This window comes from Aquimarina sp. ERC-38 (genome assembly GCF_026222555.1).
In the GTDB taxonomy this organism is placed as follows: Bacteria; Bacteroidota; Bacteroidia; order Flavobacteriales; family Flavobacteriaceae; genus Aquimarina.
The window spans coordinates 3,235,129-3,261,566 of sequence record NZ_CP098511.1 but is presented as its reverse complement, the minus strand read 5'-3'; the positions used below and the strand labels follow the sequence as shown (position 1 = coordinate 3,261,566).

28 protein-coding genes are annotated in these 26,438 nt (G+C 33.8%); 23 read left to right on the top strand and 5 right to left on the bottom strand.

Features of this window, described 5'->3' with window-relative positions:
- Positions 1 to 219 precede the first annotated feature (219 nt).
- The 6 genes from NBT05_RS13575 to NBT05_RS13550 all read left to right on the top strand — a co-directional run bounded on the left by NBT05_RS13575 (position 220) and on the right by NBT05_RS13550 (position 4,194).
- On the top strand, positions 220 to 681 hold the full coding sequence (locus NBT05_RS13575) for a helix-turn-helix domain-containing protein (RefSeq protein WP_265770400.1): 462 nt from the start codon (positions 220 to 222) through the stop codon (positions 679 to 681).
- A gap of 65 nt (positions 682 to 746) precedes the next feature.
- A complete protein-coding gene (locus tag NBT05_RS13570; protein ID WP_265770399.1) occupies positions 747 to 1,139 on the top strand; it encodes a DNA topoisomerase IV in 393 nt (130 codons plus the stop codon).
- Positions 1,139 to 1,948 carry a TerC family protein gene (locus tag NBT05_RS13565; protein ID WP_265770398.1) on the top strand — a complete coding sequence of 270 codons (810 nt, stop codon included), beginning with the start codon at positions 1,139 to 1,141 and terminating at the stop codon, positions 1,946 to 1,948. Before NBT05_RS13570 ends, NBT05_RS13565 begins: the two co-directional genes overlap by 1 nt.
- Positions 1,949 to 1,969: 21 nt before the next feature.
- The gene (locus NBT05_RS13560; protein ID WP_265773249.1) at positions 1,970 to 2,545 is read left to right on the top strand and encodes an alkylphosphonate utilization protein; all 576 of its coding nucleotides are present in this window, start codon (positions 1,970 to 1,972) and stop codon (positions 2,543 to 2,545) included.
- Between the two features lie 115 nt (positions 2,546 to 2,660).
- On the top strand, positions 2,661 to 3,239 hold the full coding sequence (locus NBT05_RS13555; protein WP_265770397.1) for a hypothetical protein: 579 nt from the start codon (positions 2,661 to 2,663) through the stop codon (positions 3,237 to 3,239).
- Between the two features lie 196 nt (positions 3,240 to 3,435).
- On the top strand, positions 3,436 to 4,194 hold the full coding sequence (locus NBT05_RS13550) for a M57 family metalloprotease (protein WP_265770396.1): 759 nt from the start codon (positions 3,436 to 3,438) through the stop codon (positions 4,192 to 4,194).
- A 629-nt stretch (positions 4,195 to 4,823) separates the two neighbouring features.
- On the opposite strand, the gene NBT05_RS13545 is transcribed toward NBT05_RS13550, so the two are convergent.
- Both NBT05_RS13545 and NBT05_RS13540 read right to left on the bottom strand, forming a co-directional pair.
- Positions 4,824 to 7,529, bottom strand: coding sequence for a DNA gyrase/topoisomerase IV subunit A (locus tag NBT05_RS13545; protein ID WP_265770395.1), 2,706 nt, complete (start codon positions 7,527 to 7,529; stop codon positions 4,824 to 4,826).
- Positions 7,530 to 7,580: 51 nt separating this feature from the next.
- The gene (locus NBT05_RS13540) at positions 7,581 to 9,440 is read right to left on the bottom strand and encodes a DNA topoisomerase IV subunit B (RefSeq protein ID WP_265770394.1); all 1,860 of its coding nucleotides are present in this window, start codon (positions 9,438 to 9,440) and stop codon (positions 7,581 to 7,583) included.
- Between the two features lie 462 nt (positions 9,441 to 9,902).
- Here NBT05_RS13540 and NBT05_RS13535 point away from each other — a divergent pair, with 462 nt between their 5' ends.
- Positions 9,903 to 10,355: a GNAT family N-acetyltransferase gene (locus tag NBT05_RS13535; RefSeq protein WP_265770393.1), complete on the top strand. Its 453-nt coding sequence runs from the start codon at positions 9,903 to 9,905 to the stop codon at positions 10,353 to 10,355.
- A gap of 246 nt (positions 10,356 to 10,601) precedes the next feature.
- Complete coding sequence (locus NBT05_RS13530) at positions 10,602 to 10,916, top strand: class I SAM-dependent methyltransferase (RefSeq protein WP_265770392.1); 315 nt, start codon at positions 10,602 to 10,604, stop codon at positions 10,914 to 10,916.
- A 118-nt stretch (positions 10,917 to 11,034) separates the two neighbouring features.
- Here the strand turns inward: NBT05_RS13530 and NBT05_RS13525 are convergent, their stop codons facing one another.
- Positions 11,035 to 12,558 (bottom strand): IS1182 family transposase, encoded by a 1,524-nt coding sequence (locus tag NBT05_RS13525; RefSeq protein WP_265770391.1) that lies wholly within the window; start codon positions 12,556 to 12,558, stop codon positions 11,035 to 11,037.
- A gap of 41 nt (positions 12,559 to 12,599) precedes the next feature.
- Here NBT05_RS13525 and NBT05_RS13520 point away from each other — a divergent pair, with 41 nt between their 5' ends.
- The 14 genes from NBT05_RS13520 to NBT05_RS13455 all read left to right on the top strand — a co-directional run bounded on the left by NBT05_RS13520 (position 12,600) and on the right by NBT05_RS13455 (position 24,487).
- On the top strand, positions 12,600 to 13,085 hold the full coding sequence (locus tag NBT05_RS13520; protein WP_265770390.1) for a hypothetical protein: 486 nt from the start codon (positions 12,600 to 12,602) through the stop codon (positions 13,083 to 13,085).
- Between the two features lie 187 nt (positions 13,086 to 13,272).
- Complete coding sequence (locus tag NBT05_RS13515; protein WP_265770389.1) at positions 13,273 to 13,752, top strand: GNAT family N-acetyltransferase; 480 nt, start codon at positions 13,273 to 13,275, stop codon at positions 13,750 to 13,752.
- A 174-nt stretch (positions 13,753 to 13,926) separates the two neighbouring features.
- Positions 13,927 to 14,439, top strand: coding sequence for a DUF6265 family protein (locus NBT05_RS13510; protein ID WP_265770388.1), 513 nt, complete (start codon positions 13,927 to 13,929; stop codon positions 14,437 to 14,439).
- Between the two features lie 94 nt (positions 14,440 to 14,533).
- Positions 14,534 to 14,866: a DUF3995 domain-containing protein gene (locus NBT05_RS13505; protein WP_265770387.1), complete on the top strand. Its 333-nt coding sequence runs from the start codon at positions 14,534 to 14,536 to the stop codon at positions 14,864 to 14,866.
- Positions 14,867 to 15,036: 170 nt separating this feature from the next.
- Positions 15,037 to 15,480 carry a hypothetical protein gene (locus NBT05_RS13500; protein ID WP_265770386.1) on the top strand — a complete coding sequence of 148 codons (444 nt, stop codon included), beginning with the start codon at positions 15,037 to 15,039 and terminating at the stop codon, positions 15,478 to 15,480.
- A gap of 408 nt (positions 15,481 to 15,888) precedes the next feature.
- A complete protein-coding gene (locus NBT05_RS13495; RefSeq protein ID WP_265770385.1) occupies positions 15,889 to 17,283 on the top strand; it encodes a serine hydrolase domain-containing protein in 1,395 nt (464 codons plus the stop codon).
- Between the two features lie 314 nt (positions 17,284 to 17,597).
- Positions 17,598 to 18,710, top strand: coding sequence for a serine hydrolase domain-containing protein (locus tag NBT05_RS13490; protein ID WP_265770384.1), 1,113 nt, complete (start codon positions 17,598 to 17,600; stop codon positions 18,708 to 18,710).
- A gap of 321 nt (positions 18,711 to 19,031) precedes the next feature.
- Positions 19,032 to 19,520, top strand: a complete 489-nt coding sequence (locus tag NBT05_RS13485; protein ID WP_265770383.1) for an AAA family ATPase — start codon at positions 19,032 to 19,034, stop codon at positions 19,518 to 19,520.
- A gap of 322 nt (positions 19,521 to 19,842) precedes the next feature.
- A complete protein-coding gene (locus tag NBT05_RS13480) occupies positions 19,843 to 20,448 on the top strand; it encodes a hypothetical protein (protein ID WP_265770382.1) in 606 nt (201 codons plus the stop codon).
- Positions 20,449 to 20,560: 112 nt separating this feature from the next.
- Positions 20,561 to 21,295: a helix-turn-helix domain-containing protein gene (locus NBT05_RS13475; RefSeq protein WP_265770381.1), complete on the top strand. Its 735-nt coding sequence runs from the start codon at positions 20,561 to 20,563 to the stop codon at positions 21,293 to 21,295.
- A gap of 101 nt (positions 21,296 to 21,396) precedes the next feature.
- Positions 21,397 to 22,050: a peroxiredoxin-like family protein gene (locus tag NBT05_RS13470; RefSeq protein ID WP_265770380.1), complete on the top strand. Its 654-nt coding sequence runs from the start codon at positions 21,397 to 21,399 to the stop codon at positions 22,048 to 22,050.
- A gap of 32 nt (positions 22,051 to 22,082) precedes the next feature.
- Positions 22,083 to 22,625 (top strand): YbhB/YbcL family Raf kinase inhibitor-like protein, encoded by a 543-nt coding sequence (locus tag NBT05_RS13465; RefSeq protein ID WP_265770379.1) that lies wholly within the window; start codon positions 22,083 to 22,085, stop codon positions 22,623 to 22,625.
- 159 nt (positions 22,626 to 22,784) lie between these two features.
- Complete coding sequence (locus tag NBT05_RS13460) at positions 22,785 to 23,855, top strand: L-dopachrome tautomerase-related protein (RefSeq protein WP_265770378.1); 1,071 nt, start codon at positions 22,785 to 22,787, stop codon at positions 23,853 to 23,855.
- Positions 23,856 to 23,905: 50 nt separating this feature from the next.
- Positions 23,906 to 24,487 (top strand): DUF6434 domain-containing protein, encoded by a 582-nt coding sequence (locus NBT05_RS13455; RefSeq protein WP_265770377.1) that lies wholly within the window; start codon positions 23,906 to 23,908, stop codon positions 24,485 to 24,487.
- 39 nt (positions 24,488 to 24,526) lie between these two features.
- Here NBT05_RS13455 and NBT05_RS13450 read toward each other — a convergent pair whose 3' ends face one another.
- Both NBT05_RS13450 and NBT05_RS13445 read right to left on the bottom strand, forming a co-directional pair.
- Positions 24,527 to 25,072 (bottom strand): hypothetical protein, encoded by a 546-nt coding sequence (locus tag NBT05_RS13450; RefSeq protein ID WP_265770376.1) that lies wholly within the window; start codon positions 25,070 to 25,072, stop codon positions 24,527 to 24,529.
- A gap of 3 nt (positions 25,073 to 25,075) precedes the next feature.
- Positions 25,076 to 25,576, bottom strand: a complete 501-nt coding sequence (locus NBT05_RS13445) for a Panacea domain-containing protein (protein ID WP_265770375.1) — start codon at positions 25,574 to 25,576, stop codon at positions 25,076 to 25,078.
- Positions 25,577 to 25,876: 300 nt separating this feature from the next.
- On the opposite strand from NBT05_RS13445, the gene NBT05_RS13440 reads away from it, so the two are divergent.
- A complete protein-coding gene (locus tag NBT05_RS13440) occupies positions 25,877 to 26,425 on the top strand; it encodes a GNAT family N-acetyltransferase (RefSeq protein WP_265770374.1) in 549 nt (182 codons plus the stop codon).
- Positions 26,426 to 26,438: the final 13 nt, after the last annotated feature.

The window sequence follows — 26,438 nt, the reverse complement described above, 5'->3', positions numbered from 1 at the left end:
AGGAACACATATCTTTAATAACTTCAAATCCATTTAAAGTTTACAAATGTAATTAGCATACATGTATACTTATTCTTTAACTTCATATTATTAAATAATTAATTTACTTAAAATCAATATTTAACTATCGTTATCTAATGTGTTAATTGAAGCTAGATTGCTAAGGTTAAGAATGTATCAATTAATTTGATTACATTTGTATCTCTAAGATTAGTTACAATGGTAAACAAGCCGGAATTTACAAAACGTATTAAACAACTACTACAACATTATGATATGAATGCGGCTATGTTTGCGGATGCTATTGGTGTAGGCCGGTCTTCTATATCCCATATTCTTTCCGGTCGAAATAAGCCAAGCCTGGATTTACTAATTAAAATTATTGACACCTACCCGGAACTTAATGTAAGGTGGTTTCTACAAGGAAAAGGTACGCTAACGGATGCAGAAAAAATGCAGGAAATCAAAGATGAAAATCTGAAAAAATTACCTAAGACTCTTCAACAGAATAAGCGTTCTGACGTATCAAAAATTAATGCCGAACCAAATCCGGAAGAGAAGGAAATACGAACTCAAAAATTGGAAAAAATAACTAAAGTTTCAGGAGTAAAACAATTGGATCATATCACCTATTTTTATACCGATGGTAGTTTTAAACAATTTTTTCCAACTGAATCTTGACAACTTTTAGGTATCGCATCCCTCCTATTTTAGAATTAAAACTATTTTAGCCTAATAGGTGGATTATGGAAAAACAGGTTTCTTTTATGATGTATGTATCGGTACTCATTTTTGGGTTATTTACAAAATGTACTCAAATAGAAAGAAAGTGTATAGATTTCCAACAAGGTACTTTTGAATTTGAAACCTTTTTAAATGGTGAACTGGCAAAAACAACCTTTGTACGGAATGATTCCATAGAGATTGATTTCTTCCGGGGTAAAAGTGATACCGCAAGTATCCGCTGGATTAATAATTGTGAATACATTGTCAAAAAACTACACCCGACGAATAGAAAGGAAGAAAAAGCCCTTCATATGAAAATCTTGACTACGAAAGGTAATACGTATACTTTTGAATACGGATTGGTAGGGCAAACTAAAGATAAACAAATAGGAACCGTAAAAAAAATAAACTGATGTTTGATATATTTGCTTCGGCAGATGCCTGGGTGGCATTACTTACTTTGACTTTTTTAGAAATCGTACTGGGAATTGATAATATTATTTTTATTTCTATTGCTTCCAGCAAACTTCCGGAAAACCAGCAAAAGAAAGCAACCAATATCGGGTTGATTTTAGCCATGGTTATGCGTATTATTTTATTATTTGGGATATCTCTATTAGTCGCTATGGAAGCACCTTTCTGGCATATCAACCTCCCCTGGATGGAAGCCGGAATTAGCGGACAAGCTTTTATACTGTTTGGTGGTGGTTTATTTTTACTGTATAAAAGTGTTCACGAAATTCATGAAAAAGTAGATGAAAAGGGAGAAGAAGAAAAAGAGTTAAAAGCTAAAAGCTCCACTACGTTATCAAATGCTATTATGCAGATTACCTTAATTAATGTCGTTTTTTCTTTTGATTCTATTCTTACCGCAGTCGGAATGACTAACGGTTTAAGCGAAAACCCGAATGATGCGTTGCTATTAATGATCATTGCTGTTATCATATCTGTTTTAATTATGATGTTATTTGCAACTCCCGTAGGAAGGTTTGTCAATAAGCATCCATCCGTTCAGATTTTAGGGCTCTCCTTCTTAATTCTAATTGGTTTTATGCTAATTGCCGAAGCAGCACATTTAGCGCATCTCGAGATTTTTGATAGTAAAGTAGGTACAATCCCTAAGGGTTATTTATACTTTACTATTGCTTTTTCCCTTTTTGTAGAATTTATTAATTTTAAACTTCGTAAAAAAGGAAAAACAAGTGTTACCACAGAAAGTTAAATAGTATCACTTGAATCATTTATACCCATGGAGAAAGAGCTAAAAGTACGTAGTAAGCATATTTGTGAATTATGTTCTGCTAAAGATACCCTCTTTATACATCTTATTGAAGATTCTCCCAACGTGGGTATTGATGCTTATGTTTATATCTGTGCCACTTGTAAAGAACAAATTGAAGATCCTGAAAAAACGGAAGCAAATCACTGGCGTTGCCTTAATGATAGTATGTGGAGTGAAGTACCTGGTGTTCAGGTATTGGCTTGGCGTATGCTTACTCGGTTAAAAGAAGAAGGTTGGACGCGAGATCTATTAGATATGATGTACCTCAATGAAGAACGATTACAATGGGCTAAAGCTTCGGGAGAAGGTGTTGTTACCGTTAAGGTTATCCACAAAGATGCTAATGGTAACTTACTATCCCCCGGAGATACCGTAGTTCTAATCAAAGACCTGGATGTAAAGGGTGCCAATTTCACCGCAAAAAGAGGTACCGCCGTTCGTAATATTACTTTAGTCCATGATAATGCGGAGCATATTGAAGGGAAGGTAGACGGTCAGCGTATTGTGATTCTTACCAAGTTTGTAAAGAAGAATTAAATTTGTTTTTAATGTTTCACACAATTTAGTAGTTTCGCCGGAATCCTTTAATTAAGGTTTTGTACTTCATATTATTTTACAATTATTCATCTAAAATCAATCAAAAATTAATCTAATGTCAACAATCAGTTCTACTAAAACGTCTAAACTTTTCTTTCTATTTCTTCTTACTAGTCTATACAGTTGGGGTCAACTCACAAAGGGTGAGTATATTAATATCTCTGTGGGTTTAGGTGTTACTTCCTCCAATGATGTAGAAATTGATCTATTCGGTAATGGTTTCCATGCCCAGGCAGAGTATATTGTAAGTCAATCCAAATGGTTTAGCATGCGTCCGTATTTAGGTTTTGTCTATACTTCGACCAGTAAAGATGAACTTGAACCTCAATTTTCTGATTCTCGAATTTCTACCAGAGCTGTTTTTTTCGGGGGTAAAATTAGGTTATGCGCACCTATACCTTATATAGCGCCTTATATAGATTTAGGAATCGGGGGCGCTTTAGGTTCTTTTAAAACCATCTCTCCTTTTAGTCAGGTGGATAAGGACGGATTTGTATTACATATTCCCTTCACTTTAGGTTTAGCTTTAGGGCGCAATCATAATACAAGTTTTGAATTTACTTACTATTTCCATTTAAATGTAAATCAATTTTCAGGTGCATTAGCCCTGGGAGCAACATTTCCAATCGATTAGTTTAAACTAACTTATCTTCACTTTTTATATGATTTACTATTCGTAAATTTTATTTGAGTACCATTTATATCCAACTATATTTTAGGCATTTTCTTACAATTAACATTATTTTAATGCGAAATAAAATTGTTAAGCCCTGTATTTCATTAACTTAACAGTAAGTTTTATAGATTATTAATTAAACAAATTTCACACAATGAAAAATTTAAAATCTTTAGTAGCCTTATTAGGTGTAGCTTTTATCATGGTCCAATGTCAGGATGAAAGCATGGAATCAATTACAGAAGTTAATAAAGAAACAATCCCTGAACATATCATTTCAGGTCTGGAAAATTTAGGGTTTGACACTGTCGAAATTCCTGTGGTACCTTATGAAGAAGGATATCTTGTAGAAGGTGATATTTACCTTACTACGGAGGATATTGTTAAACCCGTCACTAAGCAAAGATTTGTTCGTGTAATGACTTGTCAAAGGTCAAGAAATGTGCGAATCCGAAGTAATTTAGGAAATAGATGGAATGTTCAGGTAAATACGGCGATAAGGAACTGGAACAATGTGAACGGTAGTTTTTTAAGATTAGTAAGGGTTACTAATAATGCAGATATTGTAATTAACTTTGATGGGGGACGATTAGCTCCTAATGTAGCTGGAATGGCTCAATTTCCGGAAAATGGCAGAGCAGGACGAACTATATTAATTAATCCGGATTTCTTTAATGGTAGGCCATTTTTAAATGCTAACGTAAGATCCACTATTGAACATGAGATAGGTCATAATATCGGATTTGCACATACTAATACTGCTCCTTTCGGAAGGCCCGTTCCGGGAGTGGCAAATGAGGATAATGCTTCTTTAATGAATGGAGGTCGCGCCGGAACGGTAAGACAACTAAGTTTTAATGATCGAAGAGCTTTAAGAAGACTTTATGGTCCTGGAAATAACGTTTGTTTTTAGAAATAATATAAACCTATACGTTACTCAGGTCGAACTTTAATCAAGTTCGACCTTTTTTGCAAATACTTGGTTTTGATTTTTGGAGTGGGGGTGGTTACTTTTACTGTTATGTATTTACTCAAATGGCTTACTCATACGCAACACACCCTTAGCCCCTACTTCGATAAACTCAGTACGGGTCTCTAGAGGGGAACTCAGTACGGGTCTTTAGAGGGAACTCTTACTCGTGCGGGCTTACTCTTACTCAACATACCCCTAGCCACTACTTCGATAAACTCAGTACAGGTCTTGAGAAGGAACTCTTTGGCTTTCCCTCTTGAGAGGGATAGAATTTCAGTGAATTTTAATTCACTAGAAATTCTTGGGTGTGTTTCGTACTGATTGGACTTCTGTTGTTGTGGACTGTTTGGAGTTTTACCATTGTGGGCTTACTCATACGCAACACACCCTTAGCCCCTCTCTAGAGGGGAACTCTTAATCATTTGGGGTTACTCCTACTCAACACACCCCTAGCCCCTCTCTAGAGGGGAACTCAGTACTGGTCTCTAAAGGGGAACTCAGTATAGGTATTTGGAAAGAAAACTGACTACCTATACTTACGACCTCCTGAACCACAATCAGGTGCTCTGTTAGAACAAGGTGATTTGTTCTCCGTTGCCGTCTAGCTCTGGGGTATCGTCGCCATCCGAATCGGAGGGGTTTTTAGTGTTTTCGGACGTATTACCTTCGGTGAATGTGCTATCTTTTTTAAGTTGAAGCGGATTGTTTAGTTCTGTTGTACTTTCTTCTTCCGGAATAACTTCAGGAAGCTCTTCTTCATAGGGTAAGGGATCTAGTAGATTGATTTGTTTTACTTTTTCTGTTGTAAGGCGGTTACCATGTGCTTTAATACCTTTTACCGCAATAAATTCTTCTAAATTAATCTCATCATTTGGTTTTTGGTCTTTACCCCGTAATTTATTATAAACCACTTCAGCTACCGGTCGGTAATCTGTTGAAACGATTTCTAAAAATGACTTTGGATGCTCTGATATAAAATGTTCTTCTCGTTCGGGATGCTCGATTAAAAATCGTTTTACGTAATATTTTTCTTTTTCGCCATCCCAGTAAATGGCGGAAATTGGCTTCTTTGGGTTCCATTTTTCCAATACCACCATATCCGAACTGAAATGTAAGGTTACTTCCGGAAATACCGTTTTTGCAATTCCATTTTGTTCAATAATCAACAAACGATCTTTACCTCTAAATTCCCCTAAAAGATCTCCCCTACCGTCTACGTTAATACGCCGTACCGTGTCGTCAAACCAGATTTTACGTGGTTTTAAAGTAGAAATCCCTTGTTCTTTTAGTTCTACCCTTTTTATATTATATTTAGTAACTACATTCCCTCGTACACCCCGACCTTTAATATCCAGTTCTGAGAAATCAAGCTCAAATTTTAATTTTTTAATACTTCCGGACTGCCGTAGGTGAATGGTTACAATTTCGGCTTCGCCGTTAGGATTAGCACTGAAATAGTGGATTTTTGAACCTTTTTTACCCTGAGTTAAATCATATTCCCTATCGCGTGTAACTCCTGATACTGCAAATCGTTTGACATACGTAGTACCACCGCGACCATCCTGATAGATCATATTGTAGATGGTTCGTTTATCTTTTTTCTTAAAAATAGCTACATGGATAATGTCTTTACCTACAAAAGTCTTGGCATCTACTTTGGTCACCGTCATTTTACCTTCACGGGTGAAACAGATAATATCATCAATATCAGAACAATCCGCTACATATTCATCTCGTCTTAAGGAAGTTCCTACAAAACCTTCGGTACGGTTCACATATAGTTTAGTATTACGGATCACCACTTTAGTAGCCTCGATATCATCAAACAGGCTAATTTCTGTTTTACGTTCTTTGTCTTTTCCGTAAGTCTTACGAAGTCGCTTAAAGTGATCGATAGCGTATTCTATCAAATGCTCTAAATGATGTTTTACCTGTGCAATGTCTGCTTCCAGGGCATCAATTTTTTGCTGTGCTTTATCAATATCAAATTTGGATATCCGCTTAATCCTGATTTCGGTTAAACGTACAATATCTTCTTCGGTGACCGCACGTTTTAAGTGTTTAATATGTGGTTGTAAACCTTTGTCAATGGCAGCAATTACTCCTTCCCAGGTTTCTTCTTCTTCAATATCCCGGTAAATTCGGTTTTCAATAAATATTCGTTCGAGCGAAGCAAAATGCCACTGTTCCTGTAATTCATTCAACTGAATTTCCAGTTCGCTTTTTAATAATTCTACCGTATGATCGGTAGAACGTCGTAACATCTCACTAACCCCAATAAAATCGGGTTTATTATCTTCAATTACACAACCCAGAGGCGAAATTGAAATTTCGCAGTTCGTAAAAGCAAATAGGGCATCAATAGTTTTATCCGGCGAAATCCCGGATGGTATATGAATTAGGATTTCAACTTCGGCAGCGGTATTGTCTTCAATTTTTTTAATCTTGATCTTCCCTTTATCATTGGCTTTTAAAATGGAGTCAATTAAGGTACCGGTTGTTGTTGAAAATGGGATTTCGTTAATAACCAAGGTATTTTTATCCCTTTGAGAAATCCTTGCCCTTACGCGTACTTTTCCGCCCCGTAATCCGTCGTTATAATTGGTGAAATCTGCAATACCACCCGTAGGAAAATCAGGTAATATTTTAAACCGCTTCCCTTGCAAATGTTTTATGGAAGCTTCAATTAATTCGATAAAATTATGAGGTAAAATTTTAGTACTTAACCCCACTGCAATCCCTTCGGCCCCCTGGGCTAAAAGTAACGGAAATTTAATGGGAAGGTTTACAGGTTCGCGTTTACGGCCGTCATAAGAAGATTGCCATTCAGTAATTTTGGGGTTATACACAACGTCCAGGGCAAATTTGGATAAGCGCGCTTCGATATAACGTGCTGCTGCTGCCCGGTCACCGGTCAATATATTCCCCCAGTTGCCCTGCATGTCAATCATCAGGTTTTTTTGCCCGATTTGTACCATGGCATCAGAGATACTGGCATCTCCGTGCGGATGGTATTGCATGGTATGTCCAACGATATTCGCCACTTTATTGTAGCGCCCATCGTCCAGGTCTTTCATAGAATGTAAAATCCGACGCTGTACTGGTTTTAACCCGTCTTCAATAGCGGGTACGGCTCGTTCTAAAATTACATAAGAAGCATAGTCCAAGAACCAGTCCTCGTACATGCCCGTAATTTTGGTAATAATTTCCTGGGGTTCTAAATTTTCAGGTTGTAATTCGTTATCTAAAGGTTCATTTTCGTTTTCTGAACTCATATAAAATCCGGAGGCTTTTTAAGTTTTATTCTTTCTCTTTAGCAATAATGATTAGGAAGCTTCTTCAATAAGGTCTAATTCTACTTTTAGGTTATCTATAATAAACTCTTGTCGCTTGGGTGTATTCTTACCCATATAAAAAGATAGCAATTCTTCAATAGATTTATCTTTATCCAGCATTACCGGGTCCAGGCGCATATCGTCTCCAATAAAGTGTACGAATTCATCCGGCGAAATTTCTCCTAATCCTTTAAAACGGGTAATTTCGGGTTTGCCGGAAAGTTTTGCAATAGCCTCTCGCCTTTCTTGTTCGGAATAGCAATATATAGTTTCCTTTTTATTCCGAACCCTAAATAACGGGGTTTGTAAAATATAAAGGTGCCCTTCTTTAATCAATTCCGGGAAAAATTGAAGAAAAAAAGTAATCAGTAACAACCGAATATGCATACCATCTACATCTGCATCCGTAGCGATGACAATATTATTATACCGAAGATCTTCCATAGAATCTTCAATATTCAGCGCTGCTTGTAACAGGTTGAATTCTTCATTTTCATACACAATTTTCTTGGACATATTGTAGCAGTTCAGTGGTTTCCCTCGTAAACTAAATACTGCTTGTGTATTGACATCCCGGGATTTGGTTATCGACCCACTAGCCGAATCCCCTTCGGTAATAAAGAGGGTGCTTTCCAGGTTTCTTTCGTTTTTACTATCAGTCAGATGTACCCGGCAATCCCGTAGTTTTTTATTATGTAAACTTGCTTTTTTTGCCCGTTCTCTTGCTAGTTTCCGAATTCCGGAAAGGTCTTTACGTTCGCGTTCTGCCTGTAAAATTTTACGTTGCAGGCCTTCCGCAGTTTGCGGATTTTTATGTAAATAATTGTCTAATTGCGTTTTGACAAAATCATTAATATAAGTTCGTACGGTAGGCAGATCCCCTCCCATTTCGGTAGAACCTAGTTTGGTTTTGGTTTGGCTTTCAAAAACTGGTTCCATCACCTTGATGCTAATCGCAGAAACGATAGATTTTCGGATATCACTGGCATCGTAGTTCTTATTATAAAATTCACGGATGGTTTTTACTACCGACTCCCGGAAAGCTGCCTGATGTGTTCCTCCCTGAGTGGTATGTTGTCCGTTAACAAATGAATGATATTCTTCGCTATACTGTGTTTTACTATGCGTCATGGCTACTTCAATATCATCTCCTTTGAGGTGGATAATATCGTATAACCGATCGTCTGCATTGATGGTGTCTGAAAGTAGGTCTTTTAAACCGTTTTCGGAAAAATAGCGTTCGCCATTAAAAACAATTGTCAGTCCTGGATTCAGATATACATAGTTTTTAAGCATTTTAGCTACGTATTCTGACCGAAATTTGTAGTTCTTAAAAATGGACGCATCGGGAATAAATGAAACTTTAGTCCCTTTACGCCGTGAAGTTTCTTCCAGTAATTCCTGATTGGTCAGGTTACCCTGCTCAAATTCTGCCGAAGCCGATTTCCCATCCCGGTTAGACTCCACCCGGAAATAGGTAGACAAGGCATTTACCGCCTTGGTCCCTACCCCATTTAGTCCCACGGATTTTTTAAACGCACGGGAGTCGTATTTCCCCCCAGTATTCATTTTGGACACCACATCTACCACTTTACCTAGCGGAATTCCACGGCCGTAATCACGGACGATCACTTTTTCACCTTGTATGGAAATTTCGATAGTTTTACCGGCACCCATTACATATTCGTCAATCGAATTGTCCAGTACTTCTTTTACTAAAATATAGATACCATCATCTGCCGAAGATCCATCGCCTAACTTCCCGATATACATCCCGGGGCGCATACGGATATGTTCTTTCCAGTCCAGCGACCGTATATTATCCTCGGTATATTTTGTTTCTTCACTCATAATTCAGGGACTCTTCTTTGCTCTAATATAAGAGGACAAACAGACTTATAAAACACCTACTTTACAAAGTAATTAACAATTGTACGTAAAATATTGTTGATATGTTCGTTTTTTAGTTGGGTAGGTAGAAGGCATTAGGTAGAGGTCTTTGTTATTTTGTATTAAGTTATTGGGTTACTGGGTTATTAAGCTTTTAAAACGAAAAGTATCGATGAATCTAAAATTTTCTGTGCTTTTGTAACTTTGCCATGCTCCGGATGGGCTTGATGCGCGAGCGTCTCACTACCAATTGCTACTTGTCACCGTCAAGAGCAGAAAACGAACGATAGATGGTTGCTATTTATCCAAACGGTAAGCAGAATAGTAATTTTATACTTTTTTAGGATATTTTATATCTTGCTTTGAAAAAACATGCCATGGTCGACCTCATATTAGCAACGAATTCAAAAAAACGAACTAGAGATGAAATTTAGAAAAGTAACCGAAACTGATGTTGCCAAAATTGTGGAAATGATTGCAGACGATGAACTTGGAAAAACAAGAGAGAATTATCAAATACCATTACCGACTGAATATCTTATTGCATTTGAAAATATCCAGGCTGACCCAAATCAGGAACTTATAATTTTAGAAAATGAAAATTTTGAAATTATAGGAACTTTACAATTGTCATTTATTCAATATCTTACTTATCGTGGCAGAATTCGAGCACAAATTGAAGCGGTTAGAATTAGAAAAGACAAGAGGGGATTTGGAATTGGAAAAAAGATGTTTGAATGGGCAATTAACCGAGCAATAGAAAGAAATGCTCATTTATTACAATTAACAACTGACAAAAAAAGACAGAAAGCAATTAAATTTTACGAAGATTTAGGATTTAAAGCAACTTATGAAGGAATGAAAATGCATTTTTAATGATAAAAGCCAGTTGCTTTTACAATATATAAAGCACAGCTAATTACTTCTAAACCAAAACGTTTTATACGTAAGATTCTTCTTACTCACCACCGCCGGGAGCGGAAAATGAACAATAGATAGTTGCTATTTATCGAACTGTAAGTAGAATAGCAATTTTCTACTTTTTTATAATATTTTATATCTTGTTTTGTATAAGCGTAATATATTCACTCGCACCTAAGTAAACAACTGAAAACAACTACTATGGCAACAAAATGGAAGCCTGATCTTTATAATAAAAAACATTCCTTTGTTTATCAATATGGAGAGAGTTTAGTAAACTTGTTGGATCCAAAACAAAATGAAAGAATTTTGGATATAGGCTGTGGATCGGGACAATTGACTTACAAGATAAGCGAATTCGCTAAAGAAGTGATTGGAATTGATAAATCGGCTGAAATGATCATGGATGCCAAATCAAAGTTTACTAATATTGAGTTTCAAGTGGCAGACGCCAGTAATTTTAAGTTTGATAAAAAGTTTGATTCGATTTTTTCAAATGCAACTTTACATTGGTAACCGTTGCACAAGCCCCTAAAAAGTCAAAGGACAATCAATAATCTTGAGTTTAAGCCCTGATTTTCTAGAGGGATATATTCATAACTACCTTAACACAACTAGCGCTAAATTGCTTATTTTACGCCTTAAAAGGTATTTTAATCGAAAAATTATGGGCTAAACAGACTCCCACTTTACTTATTGGGTTTTTCTTGGTGAATTTCAGGTATTTCTTTGAGTTATAAGCAATAGCCGCCATGTGCATAATCTTGTTTGCTTGCTGGATCCCAATAGTATTAATTTTTCGTAGTCCCATAAATTGGGTAAGAGTCCCAAATACCGGCTCCACAGTACTCTGCCGTTTGGCTTTCATATAGCGCCCCTGTTTACTGTTTACTCTAGCTATGTTACGCTCATATTCCGCCCGGTAATAAGTAACCGTTATTCGTTTCTCCTGACTGCTCTTTAGGCATTCTTTACGCAGTGGACAACCGGTACATATCTTTTTACTGGCTCTGTATTCCTTCTTTCTTGTTTTGGTTCTATAATCTAAAAACTCTTTGGTAAATGGGATTACGTTTCCTTTGGGACACAGATAATGATCTTCTGTTTCTATATACTGAAAACCATCCGGACCACCCTTATAGGTGCCGTGAGGCGGTATAAAACTTTTTATACCTTGACTTTCCAGAAATGCATAGTTCTCTCCACTACTATAACCGGTATCAGCTACACAATTTTCCCAAAACATACCTTGCTTCCATAACCGCCTTTGTAAGCGCTTTACAATATCAGGTAGTTGCTGGTTATCCTTGCCGTCTGCATGGTAAGCTTTTATATCGGTAATGACGTGGTTGTTTGTATCTACGCTGAGTTGGCTTAAATAGTTCAGTTTTCTGGCCTTACCTGGCTTAACACTGATCCTTGCATCCGGATCTGTGGGACTGTAATGAGTTTTATTACTCGTATAACGACTTCCTTTGTTTCCAGCTCCCGGGCGCTGATCCTGATCTTTTGACCATCTTTTGTTCCTGGAAGTGATTCCTTGCAGTTCTTTCTCATTAGCAGTAATGATTCTTTGGTCTTTACTGGATTTATCCTGCTTGGCTTTTCTGAAGGTTTGTTTATCCCTTTCACTGATATGGCGTACTTCTGCCAGGTGGGCATCCAGATCTTGGTTTGGGACTTTAAGCTCTAAACTATCCATTGATGCATTAGCTTTAACAGGGGCGCTGTCAATAGCTTGGGTGTGACCACTGACCATACCTTTTTCCATACACAACTCAAGTACTTTTGTAAAGACCTCTTCAAATATGGACTCCGGAAATAACTGACGTGTTCTCGAGATAGTCGAATGCCAAGGAAGTTCTTCATCAATATCATACCCTAAAAAATAAAGAATATCCAGTCGCATACTACAGTGTTCAATAAGCTTGCGGTCACTTATGATATTCTCCAGATAACCTACCAAACAGAGTTTGAAGAAAACCACTGGATCAATACTTTTTTGACCGCTAGAACCATAAAACTTTGAAGTAAGATTGTATAAATAGTCCAGGTCCAAAGCCTCTTTAAGCCTGCGGTAGAAATTACCTTTGCCAACACGGTCACTAAGCTGGAAACTATTGAACAACTTCTCCTGATATATCTTCTTGCCTTGCATACTTCAAGATAGTAAATCAATGAACTAAACATATTAACCCAATGTTAGCTTTTTACTATCTTGTGCAACAAGCACATTGGGTAAAAGATGTTAAGGGTTCTATAGAATGTATGTACAATAATTTAAGAACCAATGGAAAAGTTGTTCTTGAATTTGGGGGTAAGGGAAACGTACAGACCCTAATTACTGAATTGCGAAACTCACTAAAAATAAGAGGTTATAACAACCAAGCTAATTTGGACTTATGGTATTTTCCTTCCATTGGGGAGTATGCTACTGCGCTTGAATCAGGTGGATTTAAAGTTCTTTCCGCAGAACATTATGACCGACCCACTGAACTCGCGGATGAAAAATCTGGGATCAAAGATTGGCTTTCTATGTTCGCAGAAAGCTTTTTTATTGGAGTTTTGGAGAATCATCAAGAAGAAATTAAAAATGAAGTACAGGAAAAAATAAAGGACAAATGTCTTATTAATAGTAAATGGTTTGCGGATTATAAAAGAATTAGAATTGTAGCGGTGAAATAAAAAAATTTGGTTGACCGGTATAGTAATATAACGCGTCTTTTAATCGATTGAAATTTCCTTATGTATTTTTAGTTCGCCAAATTTAATTTGGCTTTTATTGAAAAAATAAAATTTTATGTTCAGTTAAATAGTCAACCTAAACGACAGCAATTGATTTCTAGTTTAGATAATTCTTAAACATACCACATTGATCATTCGCAAAATAGCAGATAATGAGATCGAATTTTTAAAGGAGATGCTTTACGAAGCCATATTTGTAGAAGACGGACAACCGCAATTACCTAAGTCTATCATTAAAAAACCCAATTTAGCAAAATATATTACTGATTTTGGTTTGAAAAAGACCGATGTGTGTTTAGTTGCTATTGAAAACAAAACTTTGGTAGGAGCTTGTTGGGGCAGACTTTTTAACGAAAAAGATAAAGGTTACGGATTTATAAATTCCAAAACGCCTGAACTAAGTATTGCAGTAAAAGTATCTTACCGAAACAAAGGAATTGGAACCAAACTGATTGAAGAAATAATCAAATTATACCAAGAATTGAACATAAAATCAATCTCATTAAGCGTTGATAAAAGAAATCCGGCATTTAGACTTTATAGCAAATTAGGGTTTGAAGTGAAAGTTGAAACGGATAAATCCCTTATTATGCAAAGAGAATTATGAATGAAGCCGCTTAAATTAAAAAGTGTAATCTATAGGTTACTTATTTAGCTGTATTTAAAATAACATACTCTTTTACTCCACTAGGCTATTCTATATATTGTTTTCAAAAAACACCTTATATTCATCTGCTCGTATAAACAACATATAAAGCCAATATCATATAAAACACATATTATGAGAAACATAATCACTATTCTAATCGGAATTTTAATTATTTCCTGTAATAATCACAAAAAAGACAACATAAAATCTGAAAAGCAACAGGTAGAAATTAAACAAGTAGAAAAGCAGCAAGAAACCACCAATTTTGATTGGCTTGTAGGAAAATGGAAAAGATTAAATGATGATGAAGGAAAAGAAACATTTGAAAACTGGACGAAAAATAGTAAAACTGAATATACCGGGATTGGATTTACCATGCAGAATAAAGATACCATAAAACAAGAAAGGATAAGGTTCATAAATAGCAAGGGAAAATGGAACTTATTTGTAAAAGTTCCTGAAGAAAAAGAAAGTATTATTTTTGAAATGACAGAACATAACGAAAGCCAATTTATCTGTGTAAATAACGAAATTGACTTTCCTAATAAAATTAAATACTGGAAAAGCGGAGACAACATAAAGGCAATAGTTTCAAATTCAGAAATCGAAATTCCGTTTGAATTTGAAAAAATTGGTGAGTTATAAAAATAGCAAACAACTTATATGATTAATGACCAGGCAATTGCTTATTCAGGTTAAAATAAATGAATAAGTATACTTATTTTTCAACTGCCCAAATATGACAACAACGCTATTATCCATATTTTTGTCCATTATTTTTATGGTATTAGGGCTTATTCATTTTTATTGGCTTTTTGGCGGAAAATGGGGATTGGATAAGGTTATTCCGACCAAAGATGATCAGACAAATCCATCTCCTATACCAGCATTGGCAACTTTGGTGGTAGCTCTTGTTTTAGTATCTTTCGGATTGTTCTACTTTGTAAAATCCGGACTTACCACTATTGATCTCCCGAACTGGGTAGCAAATTATGGGTATTGGATCATTCCATTTATTTTTTTGATAAGAGCGATTGGGGATTTTAGATATGTGGGATTGTTTAAAAAATAAAGAATATCCAATTTGCAAAAGCTGATTCAAAATGGTTTACACCCTTATGTTTAACTATTGGGATAGTAGGAATATGGATACAACTAATAGGTAGATAACTAGTTTTAAAAATTTTCCAGATAATACTCGTCGTTACCTTTGATAGAACCATAATATACGATTTATAACGAATGAATATAATATTCCATATTTCTATTGGTGCAGGGATTATCGCTTCTGTTAGCCATTTGGAGATAAATTCATTTAAAATAGGAAAAGTATCCTCCGGATTTGTACTTGGACTAATATCACACGGGATTTTGGACTACACTCCACACTGCTATCCTATAAATTCAAAATTAGATTTTTTCATCAGTTTATTTCTAATTGCAACAATCATTTATTTCGTTCAAAAGAAATATAGGGTTTTAATTTCCGCAATACTACTAGGCTGTGTATTTCCTGATATTGTAGATTTAGCACCAGGGATCGTAAACACTCAATTAAAAAGTAATCTTCCGACTTTTAAAAATATCTTTCCGTGGCATCATCATGAATATTCAGGATCAATTTATTCCGGAAACTGTAGTGTTTCAAATATAAATCACATATTAACCATTCCTTTAACGCAATAGTGATTCTATTGAATAAGAGAAGTATTATGGGAATTTTGAAATAGTTTTGCCTTAAAAAATTCTACTAAGTTTATTGATGTTTTTTTATTAAGCGAGATGGTATTTAAATTTGGAATGAATAAATATAAATTCATATAGTTGTCAATAGAAGAAACTCGACATGAACGCAATAACTTTAATCTTCTAAACAAGGTTGAACAACATATAGAAATGTTACGAAATGTAAATTTCATACTGATGTTTTTCTTGACTATAGCTTTTACGCTAGTTTATTTTAACCAAAAATTTAGTAATTCTTCAGAATTAATCCGTTGAAATTTCAAAATGCTTTTCTCTTTGTTTCATTCAATACTTTACCATCGAAATGACTTATAAACTTTTATCTTTACTTCAATTAAAATCAAAAGAATGAGAATTTATTGCTCAATAATATTCATACTAATAACTTCTATTGTTTGTTCGCAAGCAGAAAAAATTACTATTAAAGATTTAGAAATTAAACTAGATTCTTTGATAACTTATACAATGGAGTCGGAGCAAATTCCTGGAGCTTCTTATATCATTGTAAAAGACGGAAAAATATTACTCAAAAAAGGTTATGGATATACAACCTTAGGTAAAAATCTCAAACCTATTGATCCCGATTCTACAATTTTTAGAATTGGTTCGATAACAAAAACCTTTACCGTTACTGCACTTCTTCAACTTAAAGATAGAAACTTAATTGATTTGCATACAGATGTTAACCAGTATTTAAAATCAGTAAAAGTTCCAACAGCATTTAAAGAAAGTGTAACTGCTTCGCATCTTATGACCCATAGTGCGGGATTTGATGAATTAAGGGGTAGAGTTGTTTACAACAAAAACCAACAACTACCATTAAAGACTTTTCTTGATGGTAAATTGAAAAGAATAAGGAAATCCGGGGTTGTCTCTGCCTATTCTACTTTTGGAATTGCACTTGCAGGATTATTAATAGAAGATATTAGTGGATTATCTCTTGAGGATTTTATGAAAAAAAACATTTGGGATCCACTTAACATGACAATGACAAGTATAGAATTACCAAAAAATCAAGAAAGTAATTTATCCATAGGTTACGAATATCAAAATGGACTGAATGTTCCGCAACCTTGGGAATGGTACCATACTTTTCCTGCTTCCTCGATCAATAGTACTACCGCAGATATGGGAAGGTATTTACAAATGCATCTTAATCTCGGTCAATTAAATAATGACACCATTTTAAATACAGAATCAGCCTTGTCAATGCAAAAGCAACAACTTTCTATACATTCAGAAGTTTATGGTTTTGCATATGGATTTTATGAAAGAAAAGAATTTGGTCTTAAAACTTACAACCATGGAGGCGATATGTTAGGCTATAGTTCGTTTATGACCTTAGTTCCAGAGATTAATTTAGGGGTTTTCGTTGTTCATCATCATGAAAATACTGGGTTGAGAAAAAAAGTAATATCTCAGGTTCTAAAGCATTTCGGAACTGATAACATAGTTAATTCGAATCCTGAAAGAATGCACGAAGATGTTTCGGAATTTGCCGGAAATTATAAATGGATGTCGGACTGCTATACATGTTCTAACTATGAACAGCAAAAAACTTACGAACTTTCTGCAAATAACGATAGCACTTTGTCTGGATTCAGTAGAAAATTTTATCAAGTAGAACCTTTATTATTTAAAAGTTATGATGGTAAAAGAATTATGGGATTTAAAAGAAGTGAGGATAAAAAAATAAGGTATATGTCTTTAGGCAATGTAAATGCATTTGAGAAAATAGATTAAGAACTAAATCTGTTACTGTGTATAACTAAGTGCTATTTCAAGACTACCTCATGAAAGTCTCCCTTACACATTTTATCTGCGATTTATTACTAAATTTAGCAATTAAACGAATAACTACCATATATAAAATTATTCAAAGTCTTTTTCAGCCCCCCCTCTTTCAACCTAGCAAAAACATGTAAGAGGCGGTTGCCACTTGTCAAGTTACAATTAAAATATTACGTTTTTACACCGTTAAGATATTTTATATCTTGCTATATAACAATTTACATAACCTTCTGCGCATTGTAGGAAATGTATAACAAGGAGTCAAAATGAAAATCAAATGGATAGTATATAGTTTAATTTTAATTGTCGCGCAGAGTTGTAATTCACAATCTAATAAAAAGGAGTTATCTATCATTGTTGAAAACGAGGTTGAGAAAGTTCTAAAAGATCATCGATTTAACGCTATTTCAATAGCTGTAGTTGACAAGAAAAGAAGTTTTTTAGGACATTATGGTGAATTAGATAAACATTTGAATAATAAGCCCAGTAATAAAACACTTTATGAAATTGCTTCGGTATCTAAAACAATGACCGGATACCTTGTAGCTTGTGCCGTTAACGAACAGAAACTTAAATTAGAAAGCTCGGTTTATGATATATTGGGAAAAGAATATGAAAACCTTGAATTTAATGGAGAACCTGTACGAATAAAACATCTAATCACGCATACTAGTGGTTTGCCCTTAAATATTAAAGGAATTTCTGAATTATATCAAAAGGCTACTACTAATAATTATTATAAAGCTAAAAAGAAATTAAATGAATATAAAAAAGAAGAACTATTATCAGAAGTTAAATACTTAGAATTACACCAAAAACCTGGAGAAGTTTATAGTTATTCTAATGTAGCACCAAATCTAATAGCATATATTTTAGAAAAAGTATATGATAAATCCTTTGAGCAAATTCTTAAAGAAAAACTACTTATACCCGCTCAAATGACCAATACGTACATTAATTTAGATAAGAATAACGAATTATTACTCGCTAATGGATATAATGATAGAAACGAATTAATGCCAAACTTTAAAAAACCAATAAAATTATGGGGAGCAGCTGGTAGAATCAAATCAAATTCAAAAGATTTATTAAACTATATTAAATGGCAACTAAATAGTGAAAATTCTAATGTGAAAATATCGCACACAAAATTATTTCACGATGTTGATAATATTTGGATTGGATATTTTTGGGAAATAATCCAAGATGAAAATAGTAGTCATTTGGAGCATCATGGAGGAATCTATGGTAGTCAAAACTGGTTGATGATATATCCAGAACAAAATATAGGTATTTCCATTATAGCAAATTCTAGTTTTCCTGAAGCTAATCAAATAATTAAAGAATTGGCTAATAGCATTTTAAATAGGTTAAAATAAGTAGTATTTTCAGTATAATAGTTAGAACAATAAAGGCCTAAGTGATAAAATAATAGTCTAAATTTAAAATAGTATTTATTTACTATTTCATTCAGTTACAAGCCTTGTTAAATTACCTATGGACTTGAATGTACGGCTAGTATGCTAATCACTTCTTATCCATTGCTACCCACATAAATAATAATCTTAAATAAGAACTGGCTACTATTTGTAAAACTAAATATAAGATATTGCATTCTTACTTTGTTAATACATTTTATATATTAACCTGCTAAGTTCTGCCATAACTGTGAGCGTACAAACAAACATTCAAAAACCAAAATGATACATTTAATCGTTGGAAATACGGGTTCCGGAAAAACTACGTATGCACTTAAGTTAAAGGAAGAAACAAAAGGTATTATTTTTTCGATTGATAAGTGGAACAAAACTTTGTTTCTAGACGATAAAAAAATAACGGACGGACTAGAATGGTTTCTAGAAAGAATCGAAAGATCCGAAGAGATAATTATGGATTTAATCGTGCAGTTAGAACAATCAGGTGCAGATGCTATCTTGGATTTGGGGTTTTCAAAATTTGAGCATCGCGAAAAATTTAGAAAGTTTGCGAAGGTAAATGGATATACATTTAAAATGCATTTTTTAGATATTTCAAAAGAAACCCGGTTGCAAAGAGTTTTAAAAAGGAATACAGAGAAAGGAGAAACTTTTGAATTTGAAGTAAGTAAAAATAATTTTGACTTTATGGAAAACTGGTTCGAAAAACCTACTGAAAAGGAAATGAAAGGAGGAATGATTATTGGGGAATAATGCGAAAATCATTGTTTAGATCAACCAGTATTCCATGAGTAGTCCAAGTACATTTCAAGGGATTGCTGTAATCTTAGTATAAAGATTTTAGGCAAATACATAACACTATTATTAGTTTTGATTATAATATAGGGTTAGTGCATACCCCTACCCCTACGTTTCTACAACTTATAACCTGTATTCCTTCCACAGATAAGTAAAAACATTCAATAAAAACCCGTATTACAATCTATTTTTTCTCCATTAATATATTTCATATCTTGGTTTTATAAAAACATACCATACACAATTTAAGATTTTAAATAATCAGCACAACCAGCAGATGCTAAAAAAAATACTTAAAGTTTTACTTGTAGTAGTAATCATTATTACCATAGGTATTGCATACCTGTATTCTCGGTTACATAATACGATTGAGAATGTCCTGGTAGCCGAAGATAATTGGCGTAGCGAAGTTTTGGAATTTCCATTACTATTTGCCGGAGATTTGGACTATCAAGGTGAAGAACATATACGATTTGCACCGGGTTGGGGTAAAAAAGACAGTGAAGATTATTTCTCATATGTTTTCTTATGGATAATCCAGGAGAATCCGAATTTGGATACTTCCAAATTAGAAAACATCATCAACACCTATTTCGATGGACTAATGAATACCGGGGCAATTACCAATTTAAATTTCTTTAAAAAAATCCCCAAGACAACATCCTCTTTTCAGCAAATAGATAAAAATACCTTTACAGGATCTATTAAACTATATGATGAGTTTTTTAAAAAGGGGATTATCGAACTAAATGCTAAAATAACTACTGACTATTGTTCAAAAGAAGGGAAATATTTGGTTTGGTTTTACCTATCCCCTCAGAATAATGATCATCCAATTTGGGATCAACTTACCGAAGTCAATATGAATGCTAAATGTGATTAGTTTAAAATCAACTGTAGTCGCTATAAACCTCATCCTAGATTCAGTTTAAAACTCATTTTACGACTAATGATAAAAATGCGTAAATTAATCTCACATTTAATCTTAAAATAAAATGATTTATCCAATAAAAAATAATGAAACCATTGTACCCAGTCTAAAAAATATTTGTATTCTGCTAAGCGGAAGTATAACAATTGAAAGAGATAAAGTGAATACCTCTGTTCCTTCAAAAAGCTATTTCTTTTTCGACACGCCTTTTGACATTATCGCAGCATCTCCCTATATCGAGGGTTTTGTGATCCAACTTGATCCTGGCTTTTTAAACATCTTTACAGACCTGGAAGATTTGGTAAAGAAAGTAAATACTTCTTTTGACTTTAAAAAAATTAAAAATACAGATAAGAAAAAAAACCAAATTCAATTTATCTTAAACTCAGAAAGTAATCCTCGTTTAAAGGAGAGTTATTTACATATCTTATGGAGTGAATTACTTAATGATTATATCAGTAGTCAAAAAGAACAATCTACTATAGCACAATTTTCAGAACTTATAGAACAGAACATAGAACAAAATTATTGTGCAGGGACTTATGCCGAAATGATGGGGATTCCGCTGAAAGCGCTTATCAAAGAGGTCAAAAAAAGTGAGAACAAAACGCCCTGTAATTTTATAACCGAAAAAGTTATTGAAAAAGCAAAATATAAATTGCTCCATACAGATGGAACGAGTCAAATGATTGCTTATCAACTAGGTTTTGAAGACCCCTACTATTTTATCAAATACTTTAAAAAGAATACAACCTTAACCCCCACACAATTCCGAACACAATTTAGAGACGCTGTCTAGATGCGAATTTTTTCCATCTTTTCGTAATTTATTCCATTTTATAAGCTAGAGATTTGATACATCTTTGTAATATCAAATTAGTTAATTAAAATAATAAAATCATGAATTTATCTCAAACACTTGCTGCTAAAAAAGCTGCCACCGCTCAAAACCTTCCTGCCGAAAAACTGGCTATTATGGAAAAAAGTACCAATAGTTTAAAAGAAGCCAAATTAAGCTCAAATGCTATACAAACGGGAGAAACCTTACCTGCTTTTAAGTTACCGGATGCAACCGAAAATGAAGTTTCGCTTGATCATTTTTCTAATGATTACCTGGTAATTTCTTTTTATCGAGGAGGCTGGTGTCCTTATTGCAATATGGAGTTAAAAGCACTTCAGAATATACTTCCGGAATTAAAAAAATTGAATACGGATTTAATTGCGATTTCTCCTGAAACACCGGACCATTCCTTAACCACTTCAGAAAAAAATGAATTATCCTTTAGCGTATTGAGTGATATTGATAATAAGTATGCCAAAAAACTCGGACTGGTTTTTCAAATGCCTGAAGATTTAAGAGCGCTATATCATTCCTTTAACCTTAACGTAGATGCTCATAATGGTAATAAAGATTATGAACTGCCTATGCCTGCAACCTTTATTGTTAATAAAAAACGAGAAGTTATCTATAGTTTTGTACCAGAAGATTATACAGAAAGATTAGATCCTGAAGTGATCCTTGAAGTAATTAAAAAACAATCCATACCAGCTTAAATATAGTATTCACAAGTCTAAAATATACTCTTATGAAACATTTAATTTTATTCCTCTCCGTAATTTTTACTACTATCAACGCAAATAGCCAAACCTTTACCCTGAAAAGTACGGATATTAGCGGACAACTTACAAACAAACAGGTTTTTTCAGGATTTGGTTGCGAAGGCGAAAATATTTCTCCCCAATTATCCTGGGAAAATGCTCCGGAAGACACTAAAAGCTTTGCTATCACTGTATATGACCCCAAAGCACCTACCGGAAGCGGATGGTGGCATTGGGTAGCCTTTAATATTCCAGCTGGTACTAAGGAATTAAAAGCCAATGCAGGAAATCCCAGCCTTAGTTTAGCACCCGCAGGAACGATTCAAAGTACCACGGATTTTGGTGCCAAAGGATTCGGAGGTGCTTGTCCTCCGGAAGGAAACGGAGATCATCCTTATATTTTTACAGTGTATGCTTTAAGTACTGATAGTATAGATCTTTCAGCAGATACTCCTGCGGCTCAAGTAAACTATTTTATTGGTGCAAATACGATTAGTAAAGCATCTTTAATTGCATATTATAAAAGATAAACAAGAATGAAGAAGTATATAAAATAATAAATCACTATTCTGTCACCTTGAGCGTAGTCGAAAATGATCTTAAAATTCAAATATGATTTTCTCGACTTCGCTCTAAAGGATAGTAAAATTTATTTATGAGACTGCCTCACCATTAAAACATAAAATCAAATGAAAAAGTTAATTACCTTATTACTTATAGCACCTATTCTTTTTTCCTGTACTACTTTAACCAAAAATAAAAAGGAAGTAAATGATAAACCCGTAGGTACCCTTGAAGTGGTAGCAGAAATGGATATCAATCCAGGTAATGTAGCCGTTTCAAAAGAAGGTAGGGTTTTTAGTAGTATTCATCCTATACGATCTAAAAAATTACAATTAATTGAAATCACCGGTAAAAATGCGTATACTCCTTTTCCTAATTTACAAATTCAATCTACCGCTGAAACTAAATCTAACGATAAATTAGATGCCCCTTTAGGTATCATATTTGACAATATTGATCGGCTTTGGGTAATCGATGCAGGTCTGAATATTGGAAAAATCCGATTATTTGCTTACGATATTCATACAAATAAAGAACTATTTCGTTTTGATATTCCTCAAGAATTAGCTCCTAAAACAAGTTTTGTACAAGATGTAGCTGTAGACGAAAAAAATGGCTTTGCCTATCTAGCTGATTTTGGTAATCCTGGAATTATTGTAGTTGATATTAATAACAATACCTTTAGAAAAATTACAGACCTATCTAGTATGCAAGCCGAAGATATTGATATGGTTATCGATAATAAAGTGCAATACTTTATGGGGAAACCAGCTAGAATAGGTATCAATCCGATAACCTTATCTGCCGATAGAGAAACGCTGTATTATGGAGCGATGAATGGCACCAAATGGTATCAATTACCCACACAAGACATTCGGGATGGAAAAGATGATAGCGAAGTAACTAAACTTATTTCTGTAGTAAACAAAAAACCAATTTGTGACGGTGTCGCCACTGATGATCAGGGCAATCATTATTTTACCAATATTCAAAACAGTAGTATTGATGTCCTTTCTACTGATGGCACTCTTAAAACATTAAAGAAAGATGAACTATTAGATTGGCCCGATAATGTTCGTATACATGAGGATTGGCTTTACATAGCTGTCAATCAATTACATAAATCCCCTGCCTTTACCGGAGATAAAGATGTATCTGAGACTCCATTCCGAATATTAAAGATTAAATATAGGTAGAAAAGGCAATAGCTGTAAGAAAATCAAACAACCACCTCGTAAATCTATTTATGAATAGCAGACCAAAATTAACTACCGAAATTTCAATCAAAGATTTTAAGGACTATTACTGGTATAAAGAAGAACTGGTAGCTTTTTGTCGTTCCGAAAATTTAGACAAAAAAGGTGGTAAAATTGAATTGACACAACGAATTGTAAAATTTTTACAAACCGGAGAACGAACATCAACTAAAAGAAGGAATTCAAGAACATCAAGATTTGACTGGAATACAGAGAGGCTTACCAATGAAACTAAAATCACAGATAATTATAAAAATACGGAGAATGTAAGAATATTTTTCAAGAATCAGATAGGTAATCATTTTAAGTTTAATGTACCATTTATGAATTGGATGAAAACCTCGCAAGGACGTACTCTGGGGGATGCTATTTTGCAATGGCAGTTGATAATGGAAGAAAAACGTACTAATAAAACAGAAAAACAAATTGCCCCACAGTTTGAATACAATACCTATATCCGGGATTTTTTAAAGGACAATCCTGGTAGATCATTACAGGATGCTATTCATTACTGGAACCTTAAGAAATCTAAACCCGGAGACAATAATTATACAAAAGCTGATTTGATTTGAGCGATATTGGATACTGTTTTAACTTTTGAAAATAGAAAATCAAACTTTATCTGATTCGTCGTCTTCCATATTTATACTGGCCTCTACTTTTTTCTCGAATTCACTATAGAATAAATCTGCTTCGTCCTTATATTGAAAGGTTCTATGATACAACATCAAAGTATTTATAGCAATTGAACCTTGTCTATCATAATCTTCATAATTCGTAAAATAGACTGATAAGAAAAGTAAGTATGCTGAATATCTTGAATTGTCTTCTTCAACTTTATCAATATCGTTTGCCGCAGAAAATATTAGAGCATAATCTTCATTCAACCTGTAGTATGCATCTAAACATGCTTTAAATATTGCTTTTGTATGGCCAGCACCAATGTTAGAGCGAATTTTATATTTAGTTTTGTCCGTTCCCTTATTATGCTCGTAAAAGGAAATTATACAGATGTTATTCTTATAAATTTCAACTTCTATGATTGTTCTAATTGGTTTTCCAAAATAAGGAATAAACCTATATTTTTGACGATAAAGAAATTCTTCATCATTTTTTGGATATTCATTTTGAATGAATACCAAACCTTTCTTTGCCATATCCTAAAAATTAGAATAGTGCCCTAAAGTATTTTGTGTTTTTATGACTGGGATCTTATTATTGGAATCCAAGGTGAAATACCTGGTAGTATCTTTGTTAATAATTACTTCTTTATCACTTGGTTGATTACTTAAGAGTCCTTTTCTACTATTTTTCCAAGGTAGATCATTATGGGTCAAATCAACTAAATCCGAACCTGATAAATGACCATAGGATCTCCAAACATCATCTAAATGATTTATAGTTAAGTTATCTAAAGTAAGATTAACTGCTCTACCAATAGGAATAATTGAACCTCTTTTCATAAATTTAAAGTTCGCCCAAACATCATATACAACCGGACCGTATATCCAAGCCTGAATTCCATCGTTAAACAACTTACTATCATTTTTGACAAAAAACCAGAGTTGTGAATAATATAGTAACTTCTGTAATTTTAACGGATTGACGCCTTTCTTTATAAAAAAAGAAGAGATGTCTAGTGCCGAATAATTTGTTTTCATTTTAGTCTATATTAGCGAAATCTCACATATACAAATGTACGATATTAATCGAAATTAGTGGTAATATACTGAAATATCAGAAAACTATGAATTATAATGTATGCACAAATACTTCAATTTAAAAGGTTCATTAAAAAGAGATAATTGACTACACAGCAACTATAAAATATAAAAATTCTATTTAGGGAATAATTTTAAAGGTTTCCGCTCAATCTTTCACAATCCTTGAATAAAGCGTTTTATTCCGCAGTTTGTTTGCTATATTGAACCCTAAAAACAAAGATATTTTCTAGTCATAATATGGAACTAAAACTACTAACGTCTGATATTGAATTAGAACAAATTTTAGAACTACAAAATAAAAACCACTACAAAAATATTTCACCGGAGTCAGGAAAAAAGGATGGTTTTGTAACGGTAAAATACGACTTTGATTTACTACAAAAAATGAACAATAGCGCAAAGCAGGTTATAGCTGTAGACAAAGGTAAAGTGATTGGCTATGCTTTGGTTTTACTAAAAGAATTTAAAAATTCAGTTCCTCTATTAACGCCTATGTTTGAAACCTTTGAGAAAACTAAATATAAAGATGCACTACTGATTGATTTTAAATATTATGTTATGGGGCAAATATGTATTTCAGAAGAATATAGAAGAAAAGGTATTTTCAAAAGTCTATACGACAAGCATAAAAAGGTCTATGCTAATAAATTCGATGTATGTGTAACCGAAGTATCTTCCAGTAATAAAAGATCGATGAGAGCCCATCAAAAAGTTGGATTTAAAACTTTAGCTACTTTTAAAGATATGACGGACGAATGGAATATTATATATTGGGACTGGAAGTAAACTTAGTGTTCTT